Source organism: Streptomyces sp. NPDC037100 (genome assembly GCF_055606225.1).
In genome coordinates this window covers 281,838-301,393 of the sequence record NZ_JBVJSX010000005.1, presented here as the reverse complement: position 1 = coordinate 301,393, position 19,556 = coordinate 281,838, and the positions used below count along the sequence as shown (strand labels likewise).

Annotated in this window: 16 protein-coding genes and 1 riboswitch; of the genes, 3 read left to right on the top strand and 13 right to left on the bottom strand. The window is 71.6% G+C overall.

Annotated features, from left to right (window positions below):
• Position 1: 1 nt before the first annotated feature.
• From ACZ7EG_RS18815 to ACZ7EG_RS18805, 3 genes are all read right to left on the bottom strand, one after another.
• Complete coding sequence (locus tag ACZ7EG_RS18815) at positions 2 to 433, bottom strand: roadblock/LC7 domain-containing protein (RefSeq protein ID WP_053671618.1); 432 nt, start codon at positions 431 to 433, stop codon at positions 2 to 4.
• 80 nt (positions 434 to 513) lie between these two features.
• Complete coding sequence (locus tag ACZ7EG_RS18810; protein ID WP_471079569.1) at positions 514 to 2,835, bottom strand: sensor histidine kinase; 2,322 nt, start codon at positions 2,833 to 2,835, stop codon at positions 514 to 516.
• Between the two features lie 613 nt (positions 2,836 to 3,448).
• The gene (locus tag ACZ7EG_RS18805; protein WP_471079566.1) at positions 3,449 to 4,714 is read right to left on the bottom strand and encodes an MBL fold metallo-hydrolase; all 1,266 of its coding nucleotides are present in this window, start codon (positions 4,712 to 4,714) and stop codon (positions 3,449 to 3,451) included.
• A gap of 140 nt (positions 4,715 to 4,854) precedes the next feature.
• Between ACZ7EG_RS18805 and ACZ7EG_RS18800 the strand changes: the two genes are divergently transcribed.
• Both ACZ7EG_RS18800 and ACZ7EG_RS18795 read left to right on the top strand, forming a co-directional pair.
• The gene (locus tag ACZ7EG_RS18800) at positions 4,855 to 6,033 is read left to right on the top strand and encodes a Glu/Leu/Phe/Val dehydrogenase dimerization domain-containing protein (protein ID WP_471079563.1); all 1,179 of its coding nucleotides are present in this window, start codon (positions 4,855 to 4,857) and stop codon (positions 6,031 to 6,033) included.
• A gap of 98 nt (positions 6,034 to 6,131) precedes the next feature.
• The gene (locus tag ACZ7EG_RS18795; protein ID WP_471079560.1) at positions 6,132 to 6,743 is read left to right on the top strand and encodes a TetR/AcrR family transcriptional regulator; all 612 of its coding nucleotides are present in this window, start codon (positions 6,132 to 6,134) and stop codon (positions 6,741 to 6,743) included.
• Positions 6,744 to 6,909: 166 nt separating this feature from the next.
• Here the strand turns inward: ACZ7EG_RS18795 and ACZ7EG_RS18790 are convergent, their stop codons facing one another.
• The 4 genes from ACZ7EG_RS18790 to ACZ7EG_RS18775 all read right to left on the bottom strand — a co-directional run bounded on the left by ACZ7EG_RS18790 (position 6,910) and on the right by ACZ7EG_RS18775 (position 12,207).
• Positions 6,910 to 7,695, bottom strand: coding sequence for an SGNH/GDSL hydrolase family protein (locus tag ACZ7EG_RS18790; RefSeq protein ID WP_471080394.1), 786 nt, complete (start codon positions 7,693 to 7,695; stop codon positions 6,910 to 6,912).
• 145 nt (positions 7,696 to 7,840) lie between these two features.
• On the bottom strand, positions 7,841 to 8,557 hold the full coding sequence (locus ACZ7EG_RS18785; protein ID WP_471079557.1) for a DUF6250 domain-containing protein: 717 nt from the start codon (positions 8,555 to 8,557) through the stop codon (positions 7,841 to 7,843).
• Positions 8,558 to 8,753: 196 nt separating this feature from the next.
• Positions 8,754 to 9,656 (bottom strand): M23 family metallopeptidase, encoded by a 903-nt coding sequence (locus ACZ7EG_RS18780; RefSeq protein ID WP_471079554.1) that lies wholly within the window; start codon positions 9,654 to 9,656, stop codon positions 8,754 to 8,756.
• 4 nt (positions 9,657 to 9,660) lie between these two features.
• Positions 9,661 to 9,822, bottom strand: a riboswitch (cyclic di-AMP (ydaO/yuaA leader).
• Positions 9,823 to 10,131: 309 nt separating this feature from the next.
• Positions 10,132 to 12,207 (bottom strand): alpha-galactosidase, encoded by a 2,076-nt coding sequence (locus ACZ7EG_RS18775; protein WP_471079551.1) that lies wholly within the window; start codon positions 12,205 to 12,207, stop codon positions 10,132 to 10,134.
• 179 nt (positions 12,208 to 12,386) lie between these two features.
• Here ACZ7EG_RS18775 and ACZ7EG_RS18770 point away from each other — a divergent pair, with 179 nt between their 5' ends.
• On the top strand, positions 12,387 to 13,184 hold the full coding sequence (locus tag ACZ7EG_RS18770) for a tyrosine-protein phosphatase (RefSeq protein WP_471079548.1): 798 nt from the start codon (positions 12,387 to 12,389) through the stop codon (positions 13,182 to 13,184).
• 16 nt (positions 13,185 to 13,200) lie between these two features.
• On the opposite strand, the gene ACZ7EG_RS18765 is transcribed toward ACZ7EG_RS18770, so the two are convergent.
• The 6 genes from ACZ7EG_RS18765 to hpnH form a co-directional block, all read right to left on the bottom strand.
• Positions 13,201 to 13,320 (bottom strand): DUF6126 family protein, encoded by a 120-nt coding sequence (locus tag ACZ7EG_RS18765; RefSeq protein ID WP_471079545.1) that lies wholly within the window; start codon positions 13,318 to 13,320, stop codon positions 13,201 to 13,203.
• Positions 13,317 to 13,964 (bottom strand): helix-turn-helix domain-containing protein, encoded by a 648-nt coding sequence (locus ACZ7EG_RS18760; RefSeq protein ID WP_471079542.1) that lies wholly within the window; start codon positions 13,962 to 13,964, stop codon positions 13,317 to 13,319. The genes ACZ7EG_RS18765 and ACZ7EG_RS18760 overlap by 4 nt, the downstream gene beginning before the upstream one ends.
• Positions 13,965 to 14,030: 66 nt before the next feature.
• Complete coding sequence (locus tag ACZ7EG_RS18755) at positions 14,031 to 15,446, bottom strand: aspartate aminotransferase family protein (RefSeq protein ID WP_471079539.1); 1,416 nt, start codon at positions 15,444 to 15,446, stop codon at positions 14,031 to 14,033.
• Positions 15,443 to 17,338, bottom strand: coding sequence for a 1-deoxy-D-xylulose-5-phosphate synthase (gene dxs, locus ACZ7EG_RS18750; RefSeq protein ID WP_471079536.1), 1,896 nt, complete (start codon positions 17,336 to 17,338; stop codon positions 15,443 to 15,445). The genes ACZ7EG_RS18755 and dxs overlap by 4 nt, the downstream gene beginning before the upstream one ends.
• 29 nt (positions 17,339 to 17,367) lie before the next feature.
• The gene (ispG, locus tag ACZ7EG_RS18745) at positions 17,368 to 18,525 is read right to left on the bottom strand and encodes a flavodoxin-dependent (E)-4-hydroxy-3-methylbut-2-enyl-diphosphate synthase (RefSeq protein WP_471079533.1); all 1,158 of its coding nucleotides are present in this window, start codon (positions 18,523 to 18,525) and stop codon (positions 17,368 to 17,370) included.
• Positions 18,526 to 18,529: 4 nt separating this feature from the next.
• The gene (gene hpnH / locus ACZ7EG_RS18740; protein WP_471079530.1) at positions 18,530 to 19,552 is read right to left on the bottom strand and encodes an adenosyl-hopene transferase HpnH; all 1,023 of its coding nucleotides are present in this window, start codon (positions 19,550 to 19,552) and stop codon (positions 18,530 to 18,532) included.
• Between the last annotated feature and the right edge of the window lie 4 nt (positions 19,553 to 19,556).

Below are 19,556 nucleotides of genomic sequence, written 5' to 3'. Positions count from 1 at the left end.
CTCAAGGCCTCATCGCCGGGGAATCGACGGACTGCCGGGGAGCGGTCACCAGGTAGGGGCGGACGCTCTTGACCAGCATCGCCATCTCGTACCCCAGCACGGCCGCGTCGGCCTCGCGGCCGGCGAGCACGGCCAGGCAGGTGCCGGAGCCTGCGGTGGTGACGAACAGCAGGGTCGAGGCGAGTTCGACGACGACCTGCCGCACGTCGCCGCCGTCGCCGAAGCGGACACCGGCGCTACGGCCGAGGGAGTACAGGCCGGAGGCCAGCGCTGCCATGTGGTCGGCGCTGTCCGGGTCGAGGCCGTGCACGGACTTCACGAGCCCGTCGCAGGACAGGAGCACCGCTGCGGTCGTGTGCGGTACGCGCTGCACGAGGCCGCTCATCAGCCAGTCGAGGTCGGAAACATGGGCGGTCGGCGCATCGCTCGCCATGGTGGATCGACTCCTTGGGGTACGAAGGTCTGGGGGAGCGCTGGGAGTGGGGGTGGGAAGGGGGGTGGGAAGGGGGGTGGTCATCCGGCGGGTGCGCTCCCGTCCTGCCGGGTGGTGGTCGCGCGGTGGTCGGAACGGGATCCGGGCGTGGGCCTGCTCGAGGGGGACAGCTCCGAGGGGAGCGCCTCGAGGTGAACCGGCCGGACGGGCATCGGCTCCCTGTGGGCGGACCCGCCGGGTGCGGGGTCCGTGGGGGCCTGGCCTGTGTTGGGGGAGTCCATGTGGGACGGGTCCGTGTGGGACGGGTCCGTGTGGGACGGGTCCGTGTGGGACGGGTCCGTGTGGGCCGAACCCACGTGCGAGGGGTTCGTGTGGGCCGAACCCCCGTGGGAGGGACCGATGTGGGCGGAATCCGTGTGGGAGGACTCCATGTCGTCCCCGTCCGTGTACCCGGCCTCCATGTTCTGCTGGGCTTCCGCGAGGCTGATGCCGCGCTGGAAGGCCGCCATCAGACCGGGGTCGTGGCCCACGAGGTGGTCGGGGTCCTGGCGTGGCGTCGGGCCGTCGCGCAGCTGGGGCGCGATGTGCTCCTGGGCCCGCCGACGGGGCAGGTGGGGTTTGCCCATGGTGCCGCGCACGGCGCCGTTGCGGGGGGTGGGCAGCTCGGTGACGTTCTCGGCAAGCACGCGCCGGTCGTCGGGACTGATGCCGGGCCGTGCCTCGGCCGGGGTCGGACGCTCCCGACGGGCACCGCGCATGGGCAGGGGCGCGGGCCGGCCGGCCGGCGCGCTCCCGCCCGGGGCCGGTTCGGCCTCCCGCTCGTGCCCGCGCGAAGCCCCGGGTGCCGCGAGCGGCATCGACGCCCCGGATCCGGCCGCGGGCTGGAGGGAGGAGGCCCCGGATCCGGCCCCCTCGACCGCGGGCCGCCCCGTGGACGTGGCGCCGGCCACGGCACTCGGCCCGGTTCCGGCACCGGCATCGGCACCGGCACCGGCACCGGCACCGGCACCGGCACCGGCACCGGCCTGCCCGGTCTGCCCGGTCTGCCCCTGCCGCACGGCCTGCCCACGCTGCCCGGCCTGGGCTCCCTGCCCGGCTCGCCCGGCCGGTGGCCCCGTCAAGGCCGGACGCTCCGCACCAGCCGTTCCGCCCTCCGGCTGCCCCGCCACCCCGGCCTCCGTCCCCGCCTCCGCTCCCAGCAGCGCCTGCGGTACGACGAGCACCGCCTGCACACCGCCGTAGATGTTGGTCTGGAGCCGGACCGTGATGCCGTGTCGCCGGGCGAGCTGGGAGACGACGAACAGGCCGATGCGGCCGTCCGCCAGGAGCCGGGCGACGTTCACCTGGTCGGGGTCGGCGAGCAGCGCGTTCATCCGCGTCTGCTCCTCCAGGGGCATGCCGAGCCCGCGGTCCTCGACCTCGACGGCGAGCCCGGAGGTGACCAGGTTGGCGCGCAGCAGGACGTGGGTGTGCGGGGCGGAGAACACCGTGGCGTTCTCGACGAGTTCGGCCAGGAGGTGGATGACGTCGGCGACGGCGTGACCGCGCAGCTGTCCGTCGATCGGCGGCACGAGCTTGACCCGCGAGTACTGCTCGACCTCGGCGATGGCCGAGCGCAGTACCTCGGTCATGGAGACCGGGTTGCTCCACTGGCGGCGCGAGACGGCCCCGCCGAGCACGGCGAGGTTCTCGGCGTGGCGGCGGATGCGGGTGGCCAGGTGGTCGACGTGGAAGAGCCCCTTGAGCAGGTCGGGGTCCTCCATCTCGTTCTCCAGCTCGTCGAGGATGGAGATCTCGCGGTGCACCAGGGACTGCAGGCGCCGGGCGAGATTGACGAACACTTCGAGCTTCTGTTCGCTTCCGGTCTGGCTGGAGAGCTGGGAGGCCTGTACGACGGCGGTGACGGCGCCGTCGTGTGCGCGGGACAGGTCGGCGGCGAGGAGGTCGAAGTCGTCGGCGTCCTCCGGGGGAGCGCCGGTCCGGCTCTGTTGTGCGAGCTGCGGCGGGCCGTCGCCGCGGCGCAACGTCTCGACCAGGGTGCGCAGATCGGCCTCGCGCCGAGCGGTGCCGCGGCGCAGCACGCCGATGCGGTCGTGCACGGAGCGGGCGGCCCGGTCGGCGGCGACGGCGGCGACGACGATGCCGACGAGGGCCACGAAGACCGCGCCGCCGAGCACCGCCCACAGGGTGGGGCCCGGCCGCGTTCCGGTGGACCGGACGGTGAAGAGAACGGCGGCGCAGCCGCTGAGTGCGACGGCGACGGGGGGCAGGACCGCGAGCCGCAGCAGCTGGGGCCGTATGTGGGTCTCGGGCAGCGCGGGTGCGGTGCGGACGGCGGGCCGCCCGTGCCGCCCGCCCTCACGGCGTTCTGCGCGCGCGGCCGGTGCGCGGAGGTGAGACATCGGTGTCCTCGTACTGGTACGTCGGGCCTGGGTGCCAGGGGAGCTCGCGGGGTTGCGACCGGGTTCGCGCGGCCGCTTGCGCACGCCGCGGGCCGCGCGCCCCGGCGCCCCGCGCTTCGGCCCGGCCTCGGCGCCACCCGGGCCCGCGTGCCGGCCCCGGCCATGGGCCCCGGCACCACGAGCGCCGGCCCCGGCAACGCCCGCGCCACCGGCGGCGGCAGGTGCGTCATCGGGCCGGGCACCCGTGTGACCGGCCGCGCCCGGGGATGCGCCGGTGGCACGCGGGCAGCGGGGATCCCCGTCGCGTCGACTCCCTCGTCCGCCCTGCGCCTGCACGTGCCGGCCCCCGCTTCCTGATCCGCCCTGTTTCCCGACGGCCACTGACAGTAGTCGCCAGCGCATCATGTGCGGTGGGCAGTTGACAAACTCATACGGTGAGCGTCCCGCTCTGGTATGAGGTCTCGTACGACAGACCGATAACTCCCGTCCACACGCGAGCATGAAACGGGAAGAGATCGATCCGACCTGGTCAGAAGCGGTCACGCAGAAACGGCGAGGGCCGGGGAGCCTCTCGCTCCCCGGCCCTCGCCGCCGGCCTGCCGTACGTCCCGGGTCAGCCCGCCGGGAGCGTCTCGGGGTCCTCGGTACCCCTGCCCGCCCCCCGACCGTCGTCACTCACCGTGTCGGCCTGGGCCATGGCTGCCGTGTCCGACGCGGTCTTGATCGTGGCGTCGGCGAGGGCTTCCCCGACCGGGAAGCCACCCGCCGGGGCGAGCGCCACCCCACGCCACCACGGCTCGGACGGGACGTTCTCGGCGGCGGGCTCGAAGGGCTCGCCGGGGCGGGGCAGGGCGACCCCGGCGCCCACCGCGCGGGCGGCCGCGAGCGTCCCCTCGCCGGGATCCGCCCACGGGTGCGTCGCCAGGTTGAAGGTGGCCCAGTGGATCGGCAGCATCGGGCCGTGCTCCGGGCCGCCCTGGAGGTCGAGGTGGGCGCGCATGCCCTCCTCGGGAGTCATGTGGATGTCGGGCCAGAAGTCCGAGTACGCGCCGATCTGGATCATCGTGGCGTCGAACGGCCCGTGCTCGGCGCCGATGTCCTTGAAGCCGTCGAAGTAGCCGGTGTCGCCGCTGTGGTAGATCCGGTGCTCCTCGCCGGTGACGACCCAGGAGGCCCACAGGGTGTGCTGGGTGTTGCGCAGCCCCCGGCCGCAGAAGTGCCGGGCCGGGGTGGCGGTCAGGGTGAGGCCGCCGATCTCGGTGGACTCGTGCCAGTCCAGCTCGCGCAGCCGGCCGGCGGACACGCCCCAGTGCTCCAGGTGCGCGCCGACGCCGAGGGGCACGGCGAACAGCGTGTCCGTGCCCGCGAGTGCCTTGATGGTGGGCATGTCCAGGTGGTCGTAGTGATCGTGCGAGATGACCACGACGTCGACCGGGCCGAGGGCGGCGAGCGGCAGGGGCACGGGGTGCAGCCGCTTGGGGCCCGCGAAGGGGAAGGGGGAGCAGCGCTCGCCCCACACCGGGTCGAACAGGACGCGTCGGCCGTCCACCTCCGCGAGCACGCTGGAGTGTCCCATCCAGGTCAGCCGGAGTCCGGTGGCCGGGGGCCGGGCGAGGTCGGCGAGGGTGGTGGAGTGCACCGGGACGGTGCCCTTCGGGGCGCGGCGGGGCCGGGTGTCCTTGTCGAAGAAGACCTTCGCGAAGTCCAGGGTCGAGCCCGAGGGCCGGGTCCGCGCGGGTCCGCCGGGGTTCTGGAAGACCCCGTCCTTGAAGTGGGGCGATCTGCGGATACGCGCCATGCGCTCACCGCTGGGGTCGGCGCCGAACGCCCCGGGCCGCAGCGCGCGGAGCCCGGAGCTCAGGGTACGGAAACCGGCCACGGTACCTCCAGGGGGAGTCGGTCAGGCTTTCCATTATGGTCGGCCCCTCCGACAACACCGGATCACAGGGGCCCCACCGGAAGCGAACCCGGGGCGATACTGACCGATGATTCAGTAAGCCGCGTCGCGAAGGAGCCCGGATGACCGCCCCCCTGTTGACTCTGACCTGGACCGATCACCTCACGGGACGGCAGGGCTTCCTGGTCGTCGACCGGCTGGTCCGCGGGGTCGCCAGCGGCGGTCTGCGGATGCGCGCGGGCTGCACGCTGGACGAGGTCGCCGGCCTCGCCCGCGGCATGACCGTCAAGGAGGCCCTGCACTACGACCCGGCGAGCCGCTACGTCCCGCTCGGCGGCGCCAAGGGCGGCATCGACTGCGACCCTCGGGATCCCGGCGCGTACCCGCTGCTGGTGCGGTACCTGCGCGCCATGCGGCCGTACATAGAAAGCTGCTGGACCACGGGCGAGGACCTGGGGCTCACCCAGGACCTGGTCGACCGGGCGGCGGCCGAGGCGGGGCTGGTGTCGTCGATCCAGGCGGTGTATCCCCTGCTCGACGACGAGGCCGAGGCCCGGCGGCGGCTCCGGGACGCGTTCGCGGTCGAGGTCGACGGCATCGGTCTGGACGAGCTGGTCGGTGGCTGCGGTGTGGCCGAGGCGACCCTGGCCGCCCTGGACCGTGCCGGTGTGCCGTACACCGGGACACGGGTCGCCCTCCAGGGGATCGGCACCATGGGCGGGGCCACCGCGCGCTTCCTCACGCGCGCGGGGCTCACGGTCGTGGCCGTCGCCGACCTCAAGGGCACGATCGCCAACCGGGCGGGCCTGGACGTCGAGGCGCTGCTCGCGGCTCGGGACGCCCACGGCACGGTGGACCGTTGCGCACTGCGCCCCGGCGACCGCGAACTGCCGGGCGACGCCTGGCTGGCGGCCGACGCGGACGTGCTGGTTCCGGCCGCCGTGTCGTACGCGGTCGACGCCGGGAACCAGCAGCGGATCACCGCCCGCTGGGTCGTGGAGGCGGCCAACATGCCCGTGCGTCCGGAGGCGGAGCTGATGCTGGCCGCGCGCGGGGTGACCGTGCTGCCGGACGTCGTGGTCAACTCGGGCACGAACGCCTGGTGGTGGTGGACGCTGTTCGGGGACATCGGCGCCGACGCCGAGGAGGCGTTCGCGTACACCCGCCGCTCGATGCGGGTCCTGGTGGAACGGATGCTGGCCCGCGCGCAGGCCGACGGGACGACGCCGCGGGCCGCCGCCCACGCGATCGCGGCGGACCGGCTTCCGCTGATCGCGGAGCGGTTCGGCTGGTTCCGGTGAGGCGCCCGCCGCCTCCTCGACGGCTGTCGCCGCGGGCCCTGCCGGGCAGGCCGAAACGTCCCGTCGAGGGGCCGCACGGCCGTGGGTAGGGTGACGGCGTGACGAGAGTCCGGTTGGGTGTGGCTCAGCGGCGCGGAGATCTGTTGCGGGCCGCCATCGAGCAGATCGAGGCGAGGGGTGTGGCGGCGGTCAGGATCGCCGACGTGGCCTCGGCGCTCGGCGTGAGCAACGCGTTGGTCCTCTACCACTTCTCTTCGAAGGAGCAGCTGGTCGCCGCCGCGTTCCGGCACGCGGCGGAGGGCGACCTGGCGCATCTGCGCAAGCTGCTCGGCCGCCGTTCGCCGGCGCTGCGCCGACTGCGGTCGGCCGTGCGGTGGTACGCCCCGACCGGGCAGGCGAAGGGCTGGCGGCTGTGGATCGAGGGCTGGGCGGCGGCGCTGCGCGACCCGGTGCTGCGGGAGGTCGCCCAGGATCTCGACCGGCAGTGGAAGGCGGCCCTCGCCGAGGTCATCGCGGAGGGCGTGGCCGCCGGTGAGTTCCGCTGCCCCGACCCGGCCGGCACGGCCCTGCGTCTGACCGCCCTCCTCGACGGTCTCGCCGTCCAGCTCACGTCCTACGCCGGCGCGGTGCCGCGCGCGCGGGCCCAGGAGTGGGTGGAGGAGGCCCTGACCCGCGAGCTGGGCCTGACGGCAAAGCGGATGACGCCTTAGACGGTCTTTCGGATCATGCCGGGGCCACGGGCTCACCGGCACGGGTCCAGCACCGTCACTCCGAGTCGGGCTGAGGCGAAGGACCCGGCCCACAGGCCACGACTCCTGTGCGTGCGGGCCGCGTCGGTGTCCCACCCGGCGCGGCCCGCACGTGCAGGAGCCGCGTTCACGCCACCGCGGCGATCCGCGTCCTGATGTCGTCCGGCGACAGCGCCCCCTTGGCCGTCACATGGTCGCCCGAGGACTCCCCGCGCAGCCGGCGCCCGATCCACGGCACGAGGAACTCGCGTGCCCAGGCGACGTTGTCACGGCGCATGTCGAGAGCGCCGCGCGGCGGCGGCGGAGGCCACGCCTGCTCGGGGTCGGCCGGCACATCGAGGCCGAGCACCTGGCCCGCACGGAGCGCCACGCGTGTGTGCCCCTCGGGCGACAGGTGCAACCGGTCGGCGTCCCAGGCCCGGCGGTCCTGCACGCTGCGCAGGGACCACAGGTCCAGGACCGGGCAGCCGTACCGGTCGGCGATGGCCCGGACGTGTCCGTTGTACGTGGCGATCTTGCCGCGCAGATGCCTGAGCACGGGCACACCACGGGTGTCGAACCCGGTCGTCACCATCACCGTGCCGGACACGGCGGTGAGTTGCACCAGAGCCCGCTCGAAGCGCTCGGCCACCTCGTCCGGATCGGTGCCGGGCCGGATGATGTCGTTGCCCCCGGCGCAGAACGAGACGAGGTCCGGGGCCATGCCGACGGCCCGCGGAACCTGGTCCGCCACGATCTGGTCGAGGAGCTTTCCGCGTACGGCGAGATTGGTGTACTGGAAGTCGCCCTCGGGCCTGCGGTCGGCGAGCAGGACGGCGAACCGGTCGGCCCAGCCGACGAACGCCCCGTCGGGGCCGGGGTCGCCGACGCCCTCGGTGAAGCTGTCCCCCACCGCCACGTACGACCCGATCACTGCTTTGCTGTCACTCTTCGAATCGTCTGCCACAGCAGCTCATGATTCACCTTCGAATGTGACCTACGCGACCGTAGGAAAGGGTTGACGGTCGGTGAGATAAGCCACTCCTAAAGTGTTCGCCAAATCCGGAATACCCCGCTTGTCAGGGATGTTTCGGGGGGAGTCGCCAGACCCGGAATCCGTTGATCCGGAAATGGCTCCAGACGGTCCGGAAGGCGAAATGACCGCCGGTGTAGGGCTGCGGGTCGGTGTAGTCGAAGACGAGCCGCCCGTTGTTCCACCATCGGACCGTGGAGCCGTCGGACACGATCCGCACCCGGTGGGGCTCGCCCGGCACCAGCAGCGGCTCGGTGTAGTCGAAGACCAGGGGGCGGACGCCGGGTTCGCCGACGTAGCGGCGCAGCCGGGTCGTGGTGTTGTAGTTGGCGCCGTAGCCCGCGTAGTACGTCGTGAGGTGGTCGTACTCGTCGAGGGCTCCGCCGCGCGGTGTCGCGAAGAGGTCGTCCGGGGAGCGGACGTCGGTCGCGTTCCAGAAGTTGTTGAGGTCCGAGACCCGGTCGTTGACGCCGCCCTCGGAGACGGGGGTCGCGGTGTATTCGAGCATGTACGGCCCGTCCAGCCGCCGCCTGAACCACACGGTCGCGCCGCTCGGTACGTCGATCTCCAGCGTGCCGCGTGAGGCGGTGACGGTGCCGCCGTCCTGGAGTTCGGTCGCCCACTGCCCGAGGCCGTGGCAGAAGTCGTCCCGCGCGATGAGACGGCGGTGAGGGGACGCGGCGTGCGCGGTGGCCGTGGGGGCGAGAGCCGCCAGGGCGGCTCCGGCGGCCAGGGCTCCGAACGCTCTGCGGGTGGTCGGCATGGTGACACCACTCCTCGGGATCCGCCGGGAAGGCTCCGGAAAGCGCTTGCACTCCGGTCGTGATCACTCTGTCCCAACTGCCGCCGCATGTCGATCCCTTGGGGGGAGCGACGGCACGCGCACACACCGAAGGCCGGACCCGGGGATCGGGGGTCCGGCCTTCGGTCGCGTGTCAGGCAGGTGGTCGTGCGGTGGGTCAGCCGACGGAGACGCCGTGCGAGCGCAGGAAGGCGACCGGGTCCACGTCCGAGCCGTAGTCCGGCGTGGTGCGGATCTCGAAGTGCAGGTGCGGCCCGGTCACGTTGCCGGTCGCGCCCGACAGGCCGACCTGCTGCCCCGCGGTCACGGTCTGGCCGGCCGAGACGGAGAGCTGGGACAGGTGGGCGTACTGGGCGTAGTAGCCGTCGTCGAGCTTGATGACGACCTGGTTGCCGTACGCGCCACCCCAGCCGGCGGAGACGACCGTGCCCGCGCCGACGGCCTTGAGGGAGGTGCCGGTCGGGACGACGAAGTCGACACCGGTGTGGTAGCCGCTGGACCACATGCTGCCGGACATGTGGTACGGGGTGCCGACGGTGGCACCGGCCACCGGGAGGGTGAAGCCGCCGGCGTTGCTCTCGGCGGCGGCCGGCTTCGCGGCGGCCTCCGCCTTCGGGGCCGAATCGGCGGCGGACGGCTTCGGGGCCGAGGTCTTCGGCGTGGACGGGGCCGAGGCCTTCGGGGCGCTCGCCGCCTTCTTGCCGATCGACAGCTTCAGGCCCGGATGGATCAGCGACGGGTCGGAGCCGACGGCGTCACGGTTGTCCGCGTAGAGCTTCTTCCAGCCGCCGCTGACGTCCTGCTCGTCGGCGATCTTCGCTAGGTAGTCGCCGGCCTGCACGGTGTACGTGCGGACGCCGCTGGCCTTTTCGGCGGCCTTCTTCCCGGCGGCCGGAGCGGACTGGACGGCCTTTTCCGGAGCCGACTGCGGGGTGGCGGCGTGAGCGCCGGCGGCCCCCATGAGCGGCAGGGCGAGGGCGGCCCCACCGGTTCCGGCGACGGCGATGGAGCGGGTGAAACGCTGAGTCTTGGGGCGGCGGTGCTTACCCTTCGCGGGCATGGCGAATTCCTCTCCGTCGCCTGCGAGGTGAGCTGTCGGGTGCGGGCTGGAGATGCCCGGCCGCGCCGGGGCGCGGCTGAACCCCAAGCCGTTCCGGGAACCGGAACAGGCGTCTTACCTGTGGGTCCCCCGCTCCTGCCGTACGTCGGGTCAGTGTGTGCGGACTCCGGGCGGCGGCAGGATTAGGCGTCCGTCCGGATTGGTGTGGAACGTAAGCGACCACGACGCAATAGGACAAGCTTGCGGTTGCCCGTGACGGTGTTTTTCTTGATGCGTCGCCACATGTGCCGTCACCGAGCGTGGATTACCGATCTCCCGCTCTGCTCAATGGCCGTGAGAATTGCGGGGATTACGTGAACATGGCGACAGCGCATCGTCACGAATATGACGATGGTCACGCACCCCGACCTCATCTCCTTTGCGATCGGGGCACGTTATCCCTAAGCGGCTAAAATTCCCCATTCGGACAGAATGGCTACTTCCGCTTAAGACGGACGATGGCGGCATCCAGATCTCCGCGCAAACCGACCCGCAGTCCGTGATGAAGCAGTACGGCCCCTCGGTGAACTTCGCCCGTTTCGAGGCATTCATACGACTTCGTCGGGTCGAGGCCGCGTAGCCGCAGCGTCGGAACGGGCTCGCCGTAACGCTGCGCCTGGAGCCAGGCGAAGACGACGGTCTCCTCGCCGAGGACGTACTGCACGGCGCTCAGTCCGCCCTCCGGCGGCCGCAGCCGGTACTGGTCGCCGCGCTGCACCACGGTCCGGATCTCCTTGTAGAGCCCCACCCACCGCGCCGCCTCGGCCAGCTCCTCCGGCGTCCACTTCGTGAGGTCGCCGCCGACCCCGAGCACCCCGGCCATGGCGCTGACGAACCGGAACCGCAGCGAGCTGGCCCGGTGGTTGAGCATCGCGTTCGGGCTGTCGGTGACCCAGGCGGCCATGACCCGGGCCGGATGGATCTGACTGAAGCCGTGCTGGATGGCGAGCCGGTCGAGGGGGTCGGTGTTGTCGGAGGTCCACACCTGGTCCGTCCGGCTCAGCACACCGAGGTCGATCCGCCCGCCGCCGCCCGAGCAGGACTCGAAGGCCACCCCCGGGTGGGCGGCCCGCAGCCGGTCCAGCAGGGCGTACAGGCCGTGCACGTGGTCGACCCACAGCCGCTGCGGGTAGGCGTCGTCCGGCCAGCCGGCGTCGGTGAAGCAACGATTGAAGTCCCACTTCACGTAGTCGATCGGCGCACTGGAGAGGAGCCCGTCGAGCTGCTCCCACAGGTACTCACGGACGTCGTCGCGGGCGAGGTTGAGTACCAGCTGATTGCGGAACTCCGTCCGCTTTCGTCCCGGTTGGTACTGCACCCAGTCGGGGTGCGCGCGGTACAGGTCACTGTCCGGGTTGACCATCTCGGGCTCGACCCAGATCCCGAACTGCATACCGAGGCCGTGCACATGGTCGGCGAGCGGCTTCAGCCCGCCCGGGAAGCGGTCGAGGTTCGGGGTCCAGTCGCCGAGGCCGGCCCGGTCGCTGGTGCGCGCCCCGAACCAGCCGTCGTCGACCACGAACAGCTCGACACCCATGGCGGCGGCCCGCCCGGCGAGCTCCCGCTGCTGCTCCTCGGAGATGTCGAACTCGGTGGCCTCCCAGGAGTTGAACAGCACCGGCCGGTCCGTGTCGGCGTCCGGGATCACGAACGCCCGCTGGTAGGCGTGCCAGGCGCGGCTCGCCCCGCCGAACCCGCCGTCGCTGAAGAGCCCGGCGAAGACGGGGGTCGTGTACGACTCCCCGGTGCCGAGCGTCAGCAGGCCGGAGTCGTCGTAGCCGGCGCCGCCGGTGATCTGCACGCGCGCGTCCGGGAGCTGGGCCACGGCGATGCGCCAGGAGCCGGACCAGCCAAGGGCGCAGCTGTAGACCTCGCCGCTCTCCTCGGTGGCGTCGGTGTCGAGGGCGACCCACGGCAGGTGCTGGTGGGAGGTGTGGCCGCGACGGCTGCCGATGACCTTCTCGCCATGGGTGAGCCCGGAGCGGGTCAGCCGGGATTCGGCGCCCCAGCGGCCGTGCAGCTGGGACAGCCGCCAGGTGTCGCGGTCGGGCAGGGTCCAGGTGGCGGAGTCGGCGCGCAGCAGCTCGACGGCCGGCCCCTGGTTGTCCAGGGTCACCCAGCGCTCGACGACATCCGCGGAGGGGCGCATCCGGTAATGCAGGGTGACGTTCAGGTCGCCGTCGCGGAACCGGAGCCGCAGCTCGCCGTCCTCGGCGTCGTGCCCCTCGTAGGCCCACTCGGTGCCGCGCCGCTCGGCCGTGCGTACGGACAGGGCGGGGCGGACGAAGCGGGGGCCGCCTTCGACCGGATACTCCTCGCGTCCGTCGAGCGGGGACTCGAAGGGCCAGAAGTCCGGCAGCGGCCGGACGGCGAGGGCCTCGGCGTCGGCCAGGCCGATACGGGGACCCCAGTGCAGGTGCAGCAGCTCGTCCCGGTCGGTGACGTGGGCGGCGTAGCTGCTGGCCGGCCCGGAGAGCACCCATGTACGACCGTCTTCGGAGATGTCCAGCATCGCGCCCTCACATATTCGAACAAGCCCGACCAGGTCCGACCAGGCGGCAACATCATCGGTGGCCGTGGGGCTTGCGGGCAACGCCTGTGGACAACTCATTGCCCCAGGCAGGCATGTCGTATCGTCGAGAGACGCCCGTCGACGAGCCGCGCCGGCGGCGCCGAAGGGGAGGAGCCCTCGTGACACAGCAGGTCCCGTCGACCGAGCCCGAGCTGGCCGGAGTGCGCAACTTCCGTGATGTGGGCGGACTTCCGACCGTGGACGGGCGGCGGGTGCGCCAGGGCGTGCTGTTCCGCAGTGGCCACCTCGCCCACGCGACCGGGGAGGACGCCGCGTTTCTGACCGGTCTGGGCCTGCACACCATCTTCGACTTCCGCAACGCGGCGGACCAGAAGCTCGAGGGGCCGGACGTCGAACTGCCCGGCGTGCGCAATGTGAACCTGCCGCTGAGCGACCCCGCCGACGGCGCCGAGTTCTGGAAGATGGTCCGCGACGGCGAGCTGGACCAGCTGCGCGAGATCCTCTCGGACGGCAAGGGCGCGGGCCGCATGATCGCCTCGTACCGCACGATCATCAAGCACCGCACCGACGAGCACTCCCGGGTGCTGCACGCGCTCGCCGAGGACAGTGTCCCGGCGCTGATGCACTGCGCGGCGGGCAAGGACCGCGCGGGGCTGTCCGTCGCCGTGACGCTGCTCGCCGTGGGCGTCGAGCGCGAGGCGATCGTCGAGGACTACCTGAAGTCGAACGCCAAGCACCGCCGTTACAAGGTCCACCGCTCCAGCTCCGCCGCCTCGGCCTACTCCCCCGAGGTCATGGAGCTGCTCAGCCCCCTCTTCGACGCGCGCGCCGAGTACCTGTCGGCGGCCTTCGACACCATCGAGGAGACGTGGGGCGGCGTCGACACCTACCTGGAGAAGGGGCTGGAGCTCTCCGCGCAGACCCGGGAACGGCTGCGCGAGCGGCTCCTCGACTGAGGTGCGCGGGCGGAGACTACTTCGCCCCGACCTCGAACAGCAGGTACACGAAGGCGGCGAAGATGTGGCCGGCGATGAGGTAGATGAACAACCTCACCCACAGGGCACGGGGGAACTTCTCCTCCATGTTGCTCATGACACGTCTCCGGGGGTGGGGCCCAGGCACAGGGCGGCCGTGGGGCTCTGCAGCAGGGTGTGGACGAAGAGCAGATCGACGCCGTCGTGGTCCTCGGCGGCGATCCGGTGCGGGGTGAGCGAGTCGAAGTGGGCGCTGTCACCGGCCGCCAGCCGGTGCGTGGTGTCCCCGAGGTTCAGCCGCAGCCGGCCACGCAGCACGTGGAGCCACTCCTCGCCGGGGTGGACGCGCACGATGTCGCCCTGGGAGCCGTGGGGGACGTGGACGCGAAGGGCCTGCATCCCGCGGCCGGGGGCGCCGGCCTGCCAGTAGGTCCAGCCGCCCGCGGCGGTGGGTTCCATGTCGGCCGCGCGGATGACGGCGTCCCGGTCGGCGACCGTCTCGCCGAGCAGCTCGGAGACGGTCGTACCGTAGATACGGGCCAGGGCGAGCAGCATCGGCAGCGAAGGCTGGCGCTGCCCGGTCTCCAGACGGGAGAGGTGGGCGGGCGACAGCCCGGCGGCGCGGGCCGCGGCCTCCAGCGTCAGGGAGGCCTGGCGTCGCAGTGCCCGCAGCTGGGGCGCCACCACGGCGGGCAGCGCACCGGCCGCCTGGCCGGCCGGCGAGCCGGCCCCGGGGGGCCGCTCGGTCTCGGAGGAGCTCATGCCTCCATTCAGCCGGAGCTTTGCCTCAGCGGCAAATTTATTGCCTCACAGGCAAAAGCTCCCGGTTCAGCGGTTGGCCACCGCCTGCTTCACGAGCGTCTTGCCGAAGTCCCACACCAGCCCGCCGTTGTGCGCGTCGTCCATCACGGCCGTGAAGGCGTCGACGAACCGGTCCACCTCGCGCTCGCCGATGATCAGCGGCGGGATCAGCTTGATCACCTCCATGTGGTCGCCGGAGACCTGGGTGAGGATCCGGTGCTTCTGCAGCAGCGGCACGACGACCATCTGCGCGAACAGTCCCTTGCGCGCCGCCTGGAGCATGGTCCAGCGGCTGCGCAGCTTCAGCGACTGCGGCCGGCCGAACTCGATGCCGATCATCAGTCCCCGGCCGCGCACCTCGGCGAGCATCTCGTACCGGTCCGTCAGCGCCGCGAGCCGGGACCTGAGCTGCTCACCGGTGGCCCGGACGTTCGCGACGATCTGCTCGTTCTCCATCACCGACAGCACCGCGAGGCCCGCCGCCATGGCCTGCGCGTTGGACCCGAAGCTCGCCGAGTGGACCAGCACCCGGTCCATAGACGAGTAGACCTTCTTGAAGATCCAGTCCTTGCCGATCGTGGCGCCGACGGGCACATAGCCACCGGAGAGTGCCTTGGCCACGCAGACCAGGTCGGGCTCCACACCGTCCTCGTGCTGGTAGGCGTAGAAGTCACCGGTGCGGCCGAGGCCCGTCTGCACCTCGTCGGCGATGAGCAGCGCCTTGTGCCGGTGCAGCAGCTCCTGGGCGGCCCGCAGCCAGCCGGGCGGGCCCGTGAGCACGCCCTTGCCCTGGATCGGCTCGACGATCAGCGCGGCGACGTCGCCCTTCCTCAGCTCCTTCTCCAGCGCGTCGAGGTCGCCGAGCGGGACGGCCGTGTCGGGCAGCAGCGGGGCGAAGCCGTCGCGGAAGCCGGATTCGCCGTTGACGGAGAGGGAGCCGGTGGTCAGGCCGTGGAAGGCGTGCGCACAGTACAGGACCCGCGGTCTGCCGGTGACGAACCGGGCGAACTTCAGGGCCCCTTCAACGGCCTCGGTACCGCTGTTGCCGAAGAACACCCGGTCCAGGTGCGGGCTGTGCGCGAGCAGCTTCTCGGCCAGCAGGCCCGGCAGTGGCTGGCAGTCGAACCGGGTGAGATCGGCGAGAGAGGCGTCCAGGACGTCGTGCAGCGCCTTGCGGATCACAGGGTGGTGGCGGCCGAGGCCCATCACCCCGAACCCGGCGAGCATGTCCAGGTGGTCGTTGCCGTCCGCGTCGTAGAAGTAGGCGCCCTCGGCGCGCTCGTAGACCTTGTCGAAGCCGATGGTGTGCAGCATGCGCGGGAGCTGGTGGTTGAGGTACCGGGTGTGCAGCTCGTAGCGCTCGGCTCCGCGCTCGGCCAGCAGCTTGCCGAGGTCGAACTCCCCGGCCTGCGACGACTCCGACGCGGATTCGGCGGTGGTCATTCCTGTGGCTCCTTGGACAGCTCTTCCTTGACGGCCAGGCTCGCGCCGATCCGTCCGGCGATCTCGACGGGTGTCAGACCGATGTCGGCGAGCACCTCACCGCGCTTGGCGTGCGCGAGGAACTGCTCGGGGATGCCGAACCGCCGTACCGGTACGTCGACGTCGGCGTCGCCCAGGGCCAGCGCCACGGCCGAACCGACGCCGGCCGCGCGGCTGTTGTCCTCGACGACGGCGACCAGGCGGTGGTCGGCGGCGAGGCCCGCAAGCGCCGGGTCCACGGGCTTGACCCACCGGGGGTCGACGACGGTGCAGCCGACGCCGCGCGCTTCGAGCAGCTCCGCGGCCTGGAGGCAGACCGGTGCCATCACGCCGACAGCCACCAGGAGAGCCTGCGGCTCGGCGGAACGGTGCAGCACGTCCAGTCCGCCCACCCGGTCGACCGCCGGGATCGACGGGCCGACGGACTCCTTCGGGAAGCGCACGAGGGTCGGCGCGTCGTCGACGGCGACGGCCTCGCGCAGCTGGGCGCGCAGCTGGTCGGCGTCGCGCGGCGCGGCGATCCTGAGCCCGGGCACGACCTGGAGGACGGACATGTCCCACATGCCGTTGTGGGAGGCGCCGTCGACGCCGGTGACCCCGGCCCGGTCGAGTACGAAGGTCACCCCGCAGCGGTGCAGGGCCACGTCCATCAGGAGCTGGTCGAAGGCGCGGTTGAGGAAGGTGGCGTAGACGGCGACGACCGGGTGCAGACCGCCCGTCGCCAGGCCCGCCGCGGACACGGCCGCGTGCTGCTCGGCGATGCCGACGTCCCACACCCGGTCCGGGAACCGCTCGGCGAAGGCACCGAGACCGACCGGGTGCAGCATGGCGGCGGTGATCGCCACCACGTCCTCGCGCTCCTCGCCGATCCGGACGATCTCCTCGCCGAACACGGAGGTCCAGGAGGGGCCGCCCGCCGGGGAGACCGGTGCGCAGGTCAGCGGGTCCATCACGCCGACGGTGTGGAAGTGGTCCTCCTCGTGGGCGAGGGCGGGTTCGTAGCCGCGGCCCTTCTCCGTCAGGCAGTGGACCAGCACCGGGCCGTGGAAGCGCTTCGCGCGCCGCAGCGCGGACTCCACGGCCCCGGTGTCGTGCCCGTCGATCGGCCCCAGGTACTTCAGGCCCAGGTCCTCGAACAGGCCCTGTGGGGCGAACGCGTCCTTGAAGCCCTTCTTCGCGCCGTGCAGGGCCTCGTAGAGGGTGTTGCCGACCAGGGGCGTGCCCTGGAGCACGTCCTTGCCCCAGGCCAGGACCCGCTCGTAACCGTCGGTCGTGCGCAGTGTGGCGAGGTGGTTGGCGAGGCCGCCGATGGTGGGGGCGTAGGAGCGTTCGTTGTCGTTGACGACGATGATCAGAGGGCGGTCCTTGGCGGCCGCGATGTTGTTCAGCGCCTCCCAGGCCATGCCGCCGGTGAGGGCCCCGTCGCCGATGACCGCGACGACATGGCCCTTCTCGCCCCGCACCTGGCGTGCCTTGGCGAGCCCGTCGGCCCAGCCGAGCGCCGTGGAGGCGTGGCTGTTCTCGATGACGTCGTGCTCGGACTCCTCGCGGGAGGGGTAGCCGGACAGGCCGCCCTTGCCGCGCAGTTTGGAGAAGTCCTGGCGTCCGGTCAGCAGCTTGTGGACGTAGCTCTGATGTCCGGTGTCCCACAGGATGCGGTCGGCCGGTGAGTCGAAGACCCGGTGCAGGGCGATGGTCAGCTCCACCACGCCCAGGTTGGGTCCCAGATGGCCACCGGTCCTGGCGACCGCGTGCACCAGGAACTCCCGGATCTCTTTGGACAGTTCCCCCAGCTCCGCCTCGGACAGCGCCTTCAGGTCGTGTGGTCCCCGGATGTTCTCCAGAATCGTCACGCTCGGGCCCCCTTCGGATTCCGTGCTGCTCAGCTCACGGTGACGGCCGGCTCCCCCGACCCGACGCCGTCCTGCTCCATCTGCTCGGCGATCTTCATCGCCTCTTCGATCAGCGTCTCGACGATCTTCGACTCGGGCACGGTCTTGATGACCTCGCCCTTGACGAAGATCTGGCCCTTGCCGTTGCCGGAGGCGACGCCGAGATCGGCCTCCCGCGCCTCGCCGGGGCCGTTGACCACACACCCCATGACGGCGACGCGCAGCGGCACCTCCATGCCGTCGAGCCCGGCCGTGACCTCCTCGGCGAGCTTGTAGACGTCGACCTGGGCGCGACCGCAGGACGGGCACGACACGATCTCCAGCCGGCGCTCCTTGAGCCCGAGGGACTGCAGGATCTGGATGCCGACCTTGACCTCCTCGGCCGGCGGCGCGGACAGCGACACCCGGATCGTGTCGCCGATGCCCCGGGAGAGGAGCGCGCCGAACGCCACCGCCGACTTGATCGTGCCCTGGAAGGCCGGGCCGGCCTCCGTGACGCCCAGGTGCAGCGGGTAGTCGCACTGGGCGGCGAGCTGCTTGTAAGCCTCGATCATGACGACCGGGTCGTTGTGCTTGACGGAGATCTTGATGTCGCGGAAGCCGTGCTCCTCGAACAGGGACGCCTCCCACAGTGCGCTCTCCACGAGCGCCTCCGGGGTCGCCCTGCCGTACTTCTGCAGCAGCCGCCGGTCCAGCGACCCGGCGTTGACGCCGATGCGGACCGGTGTGCCGTGGTCCTTCGCCGCCTGGGCGATCTCCTTGATCCGGTCGTCGAACTGCTTGATGTTGCCCGGGTTGACGCGGACCGCCGCACAGCCGGCCTCGATGGCCGCGAACACGTACTTCGGCTGGAAGTGGATGTCCGCGATCACCGGGATCTGCGACTTGCGGGCGATGGTCGCCAGGGCGTCCGCGTCGTCCTGGGTCGGGCAGGCGACCCGGACGATCTGGCAGCCGGACGCCGTGAGTTCCGCGATCTGCTGCAAGGTGGCACCGACGTCCGCTGTACGGGTCGTCGTCATCGACTGCACCGACACCGGGGCCCCGCCCCCGACCGCCACCGGACCGACCTGGATCCGGCGCGAGACGCGCCGCTGCGCGACCGGCCGGACCGGCACCTCGGGGACACCCAGCGGGACAGCGGTCATGACATCACTCCCGGTTCCCGGAGACCGTCTCGCGCATGGCGCGCAGGGACTCCTTCAGCGATCCCATGGTGGCGAGGACGGCGGTGGGCTCGTAGCCGCAGTGCGCCATGCAGTTGGCGCAGCGCGGGTCCTTGCCGCGACCGTACTTGTCCCAGTCGGTGTCCTCGACCAGCTCCCGGTACGTCGGCACGTACCCGTCGCTCATCAGGTAGCAGGGGCGCTGCCAGCCGAAGAGCGAGTAGTTCGGGATGGCCCACGCGGTGCAGGGGAAGTCGACCTTGCCCTCCAGGAAGTCCAGGAAGAGCGGCGAGTGGTTGAGCCGCCAGCGCCGTCGGTTGCCGCCCGCGAAGGCCTTCTTGAACAGCTCCCGGGTCTGCTCCACGCCGAGGAAGTGCTCCTGGTCGGGGGCCTTCTCGTAGGCGTAGGCGGGCGAGATCATCATCTCGTCGACCTGGAGGTCGTCGTTGAGGAAGTTCAGTACCTCGATGATGGTCTGCGGGGTGTCGGTGTTGAAGAAGGTCGAGTTGGTGGTGACCCGGAAGCCGCGCCGTTTGGCCTCCTTGATCGCCTCCACGGCCTCGTCGAACACGCCCTCCTTGGCCACCGACTCGTCGTGTCGCTCGCGCAGTCCGTCGATGTGCACCGCGAAGGCGAAGTAGGGCGACGGTGTGAACTGGTCCATCTTCTTGCGCAGCAGCATGGCGTTGGTGCAGAGGAAGACGTACTTCCGCTTGGCCACCAGCTGACGCACGATCTCGTCGATCTGCGGGTGCATCAGCGGCTCGCCGCCGGCGATGGACACCATCGGGGCACCGGACTCCATGACCGCCCCCACGGCCTGGGCGACCGGCATCCGCTGCTTGAGCACCCCCGCCGGATGCTGGATCTTGCCGCATCCCTCGCATTTGAGATTGCAGGCGAACAGTGGTTCGAGCTCGACGATCAACGGAAACTTGTCCCGTCGGCGGATCTTCTGTTCAGCCAAGTACGTAGCGACCTTGATGGACTGTCGGAGCGGCATGGCCATCTGG

Excerpts from the sequence above, each read along its gene's own strand:
- ACZ7EG_RS18815 (WP_053671618.1), bottom strand. The coding sequence starts at position 433 with ATGGCGAGCGATGCGCCGACCGCCCATGTTTCCGACCTCGACTGGCTG.
- ACZ7EG_RS18810 (WP_471079569.1), bottom strand. The coding sequence starts at position 2,835 with ATGTCTCACCTCCGCGCACCGGCCGCGCGCGCAGAACGCCGTGAGGGC.
- ACZ7EG_RS18800 (WP_471079563.1), top strand. The coding sequence starts at position 4,855 with ATGACCGCCCCCCTGTTGACTCTGACCTGGACCGATCACCTCACGGGA.
- ACZ7EG_RS18785 (WP_471079557.1), bottom strand. The coding sequence starts at position 8,557 with ATGCCGACCACCCGCAGAGCGTTCGGAGCCCTGGCCGCCGGAGCCGCC.
- ACZ7EG_RS18780 (WP_471079554.1), bottom strand. The coding sequence starts at position 9,656 with ATGCCCGCGAAGGGTAAGCACCGCCGCCCCAAGACTCAGCGTTTCACC.
- ACZ7EG_RS18775 (WP_471079551.1), bottom strand. The coding sequence starts at position 12,207 with ATGCTGGACATCTCCGAAGACGGTCGTACATGGGTGCTCTCCGGGCCG.
- ACZ7EG_RS18765 (WP_471079545.1), bottom strand. The coding sequence starts at position 13,320 with ATGAGCAACATGGAGGAGAAGTTCCCCCGTGCCCTGTGGGTGAGGTTG.
- ACZ7EG_RS18760 (WP_471079542.1), bottom strand. The coding sequence starts at position 13,964 with ATGAGCTCCTCCGAGACCGAGCGGCCCCCCGGGGCCGGCTCGCCGGCC.
- ACZ7EG_RS18755 (WP_471079539.1), bottom strand. The coding sequence starts at position 15,446 with ATGACCACCGCCGAATCCGCGTCGGAGTCGTCGCAGGCCGGGGAGTTC.
- ispG (WP_471079533.1), bottom strand. The coding sequence starts at position 18,525 with ATGACCGCTGTCCCGCTGGGTGTCCCCGAGGTGCCGGTCCGGCCGGTC.
- hpnH (WP_471079530.1), bottom strand. The coding sequence starts at position 19,552 with ATGGCCATGCCGCTCCGACAGTCCATCAAGGTCGCTACGTACTTGGCT.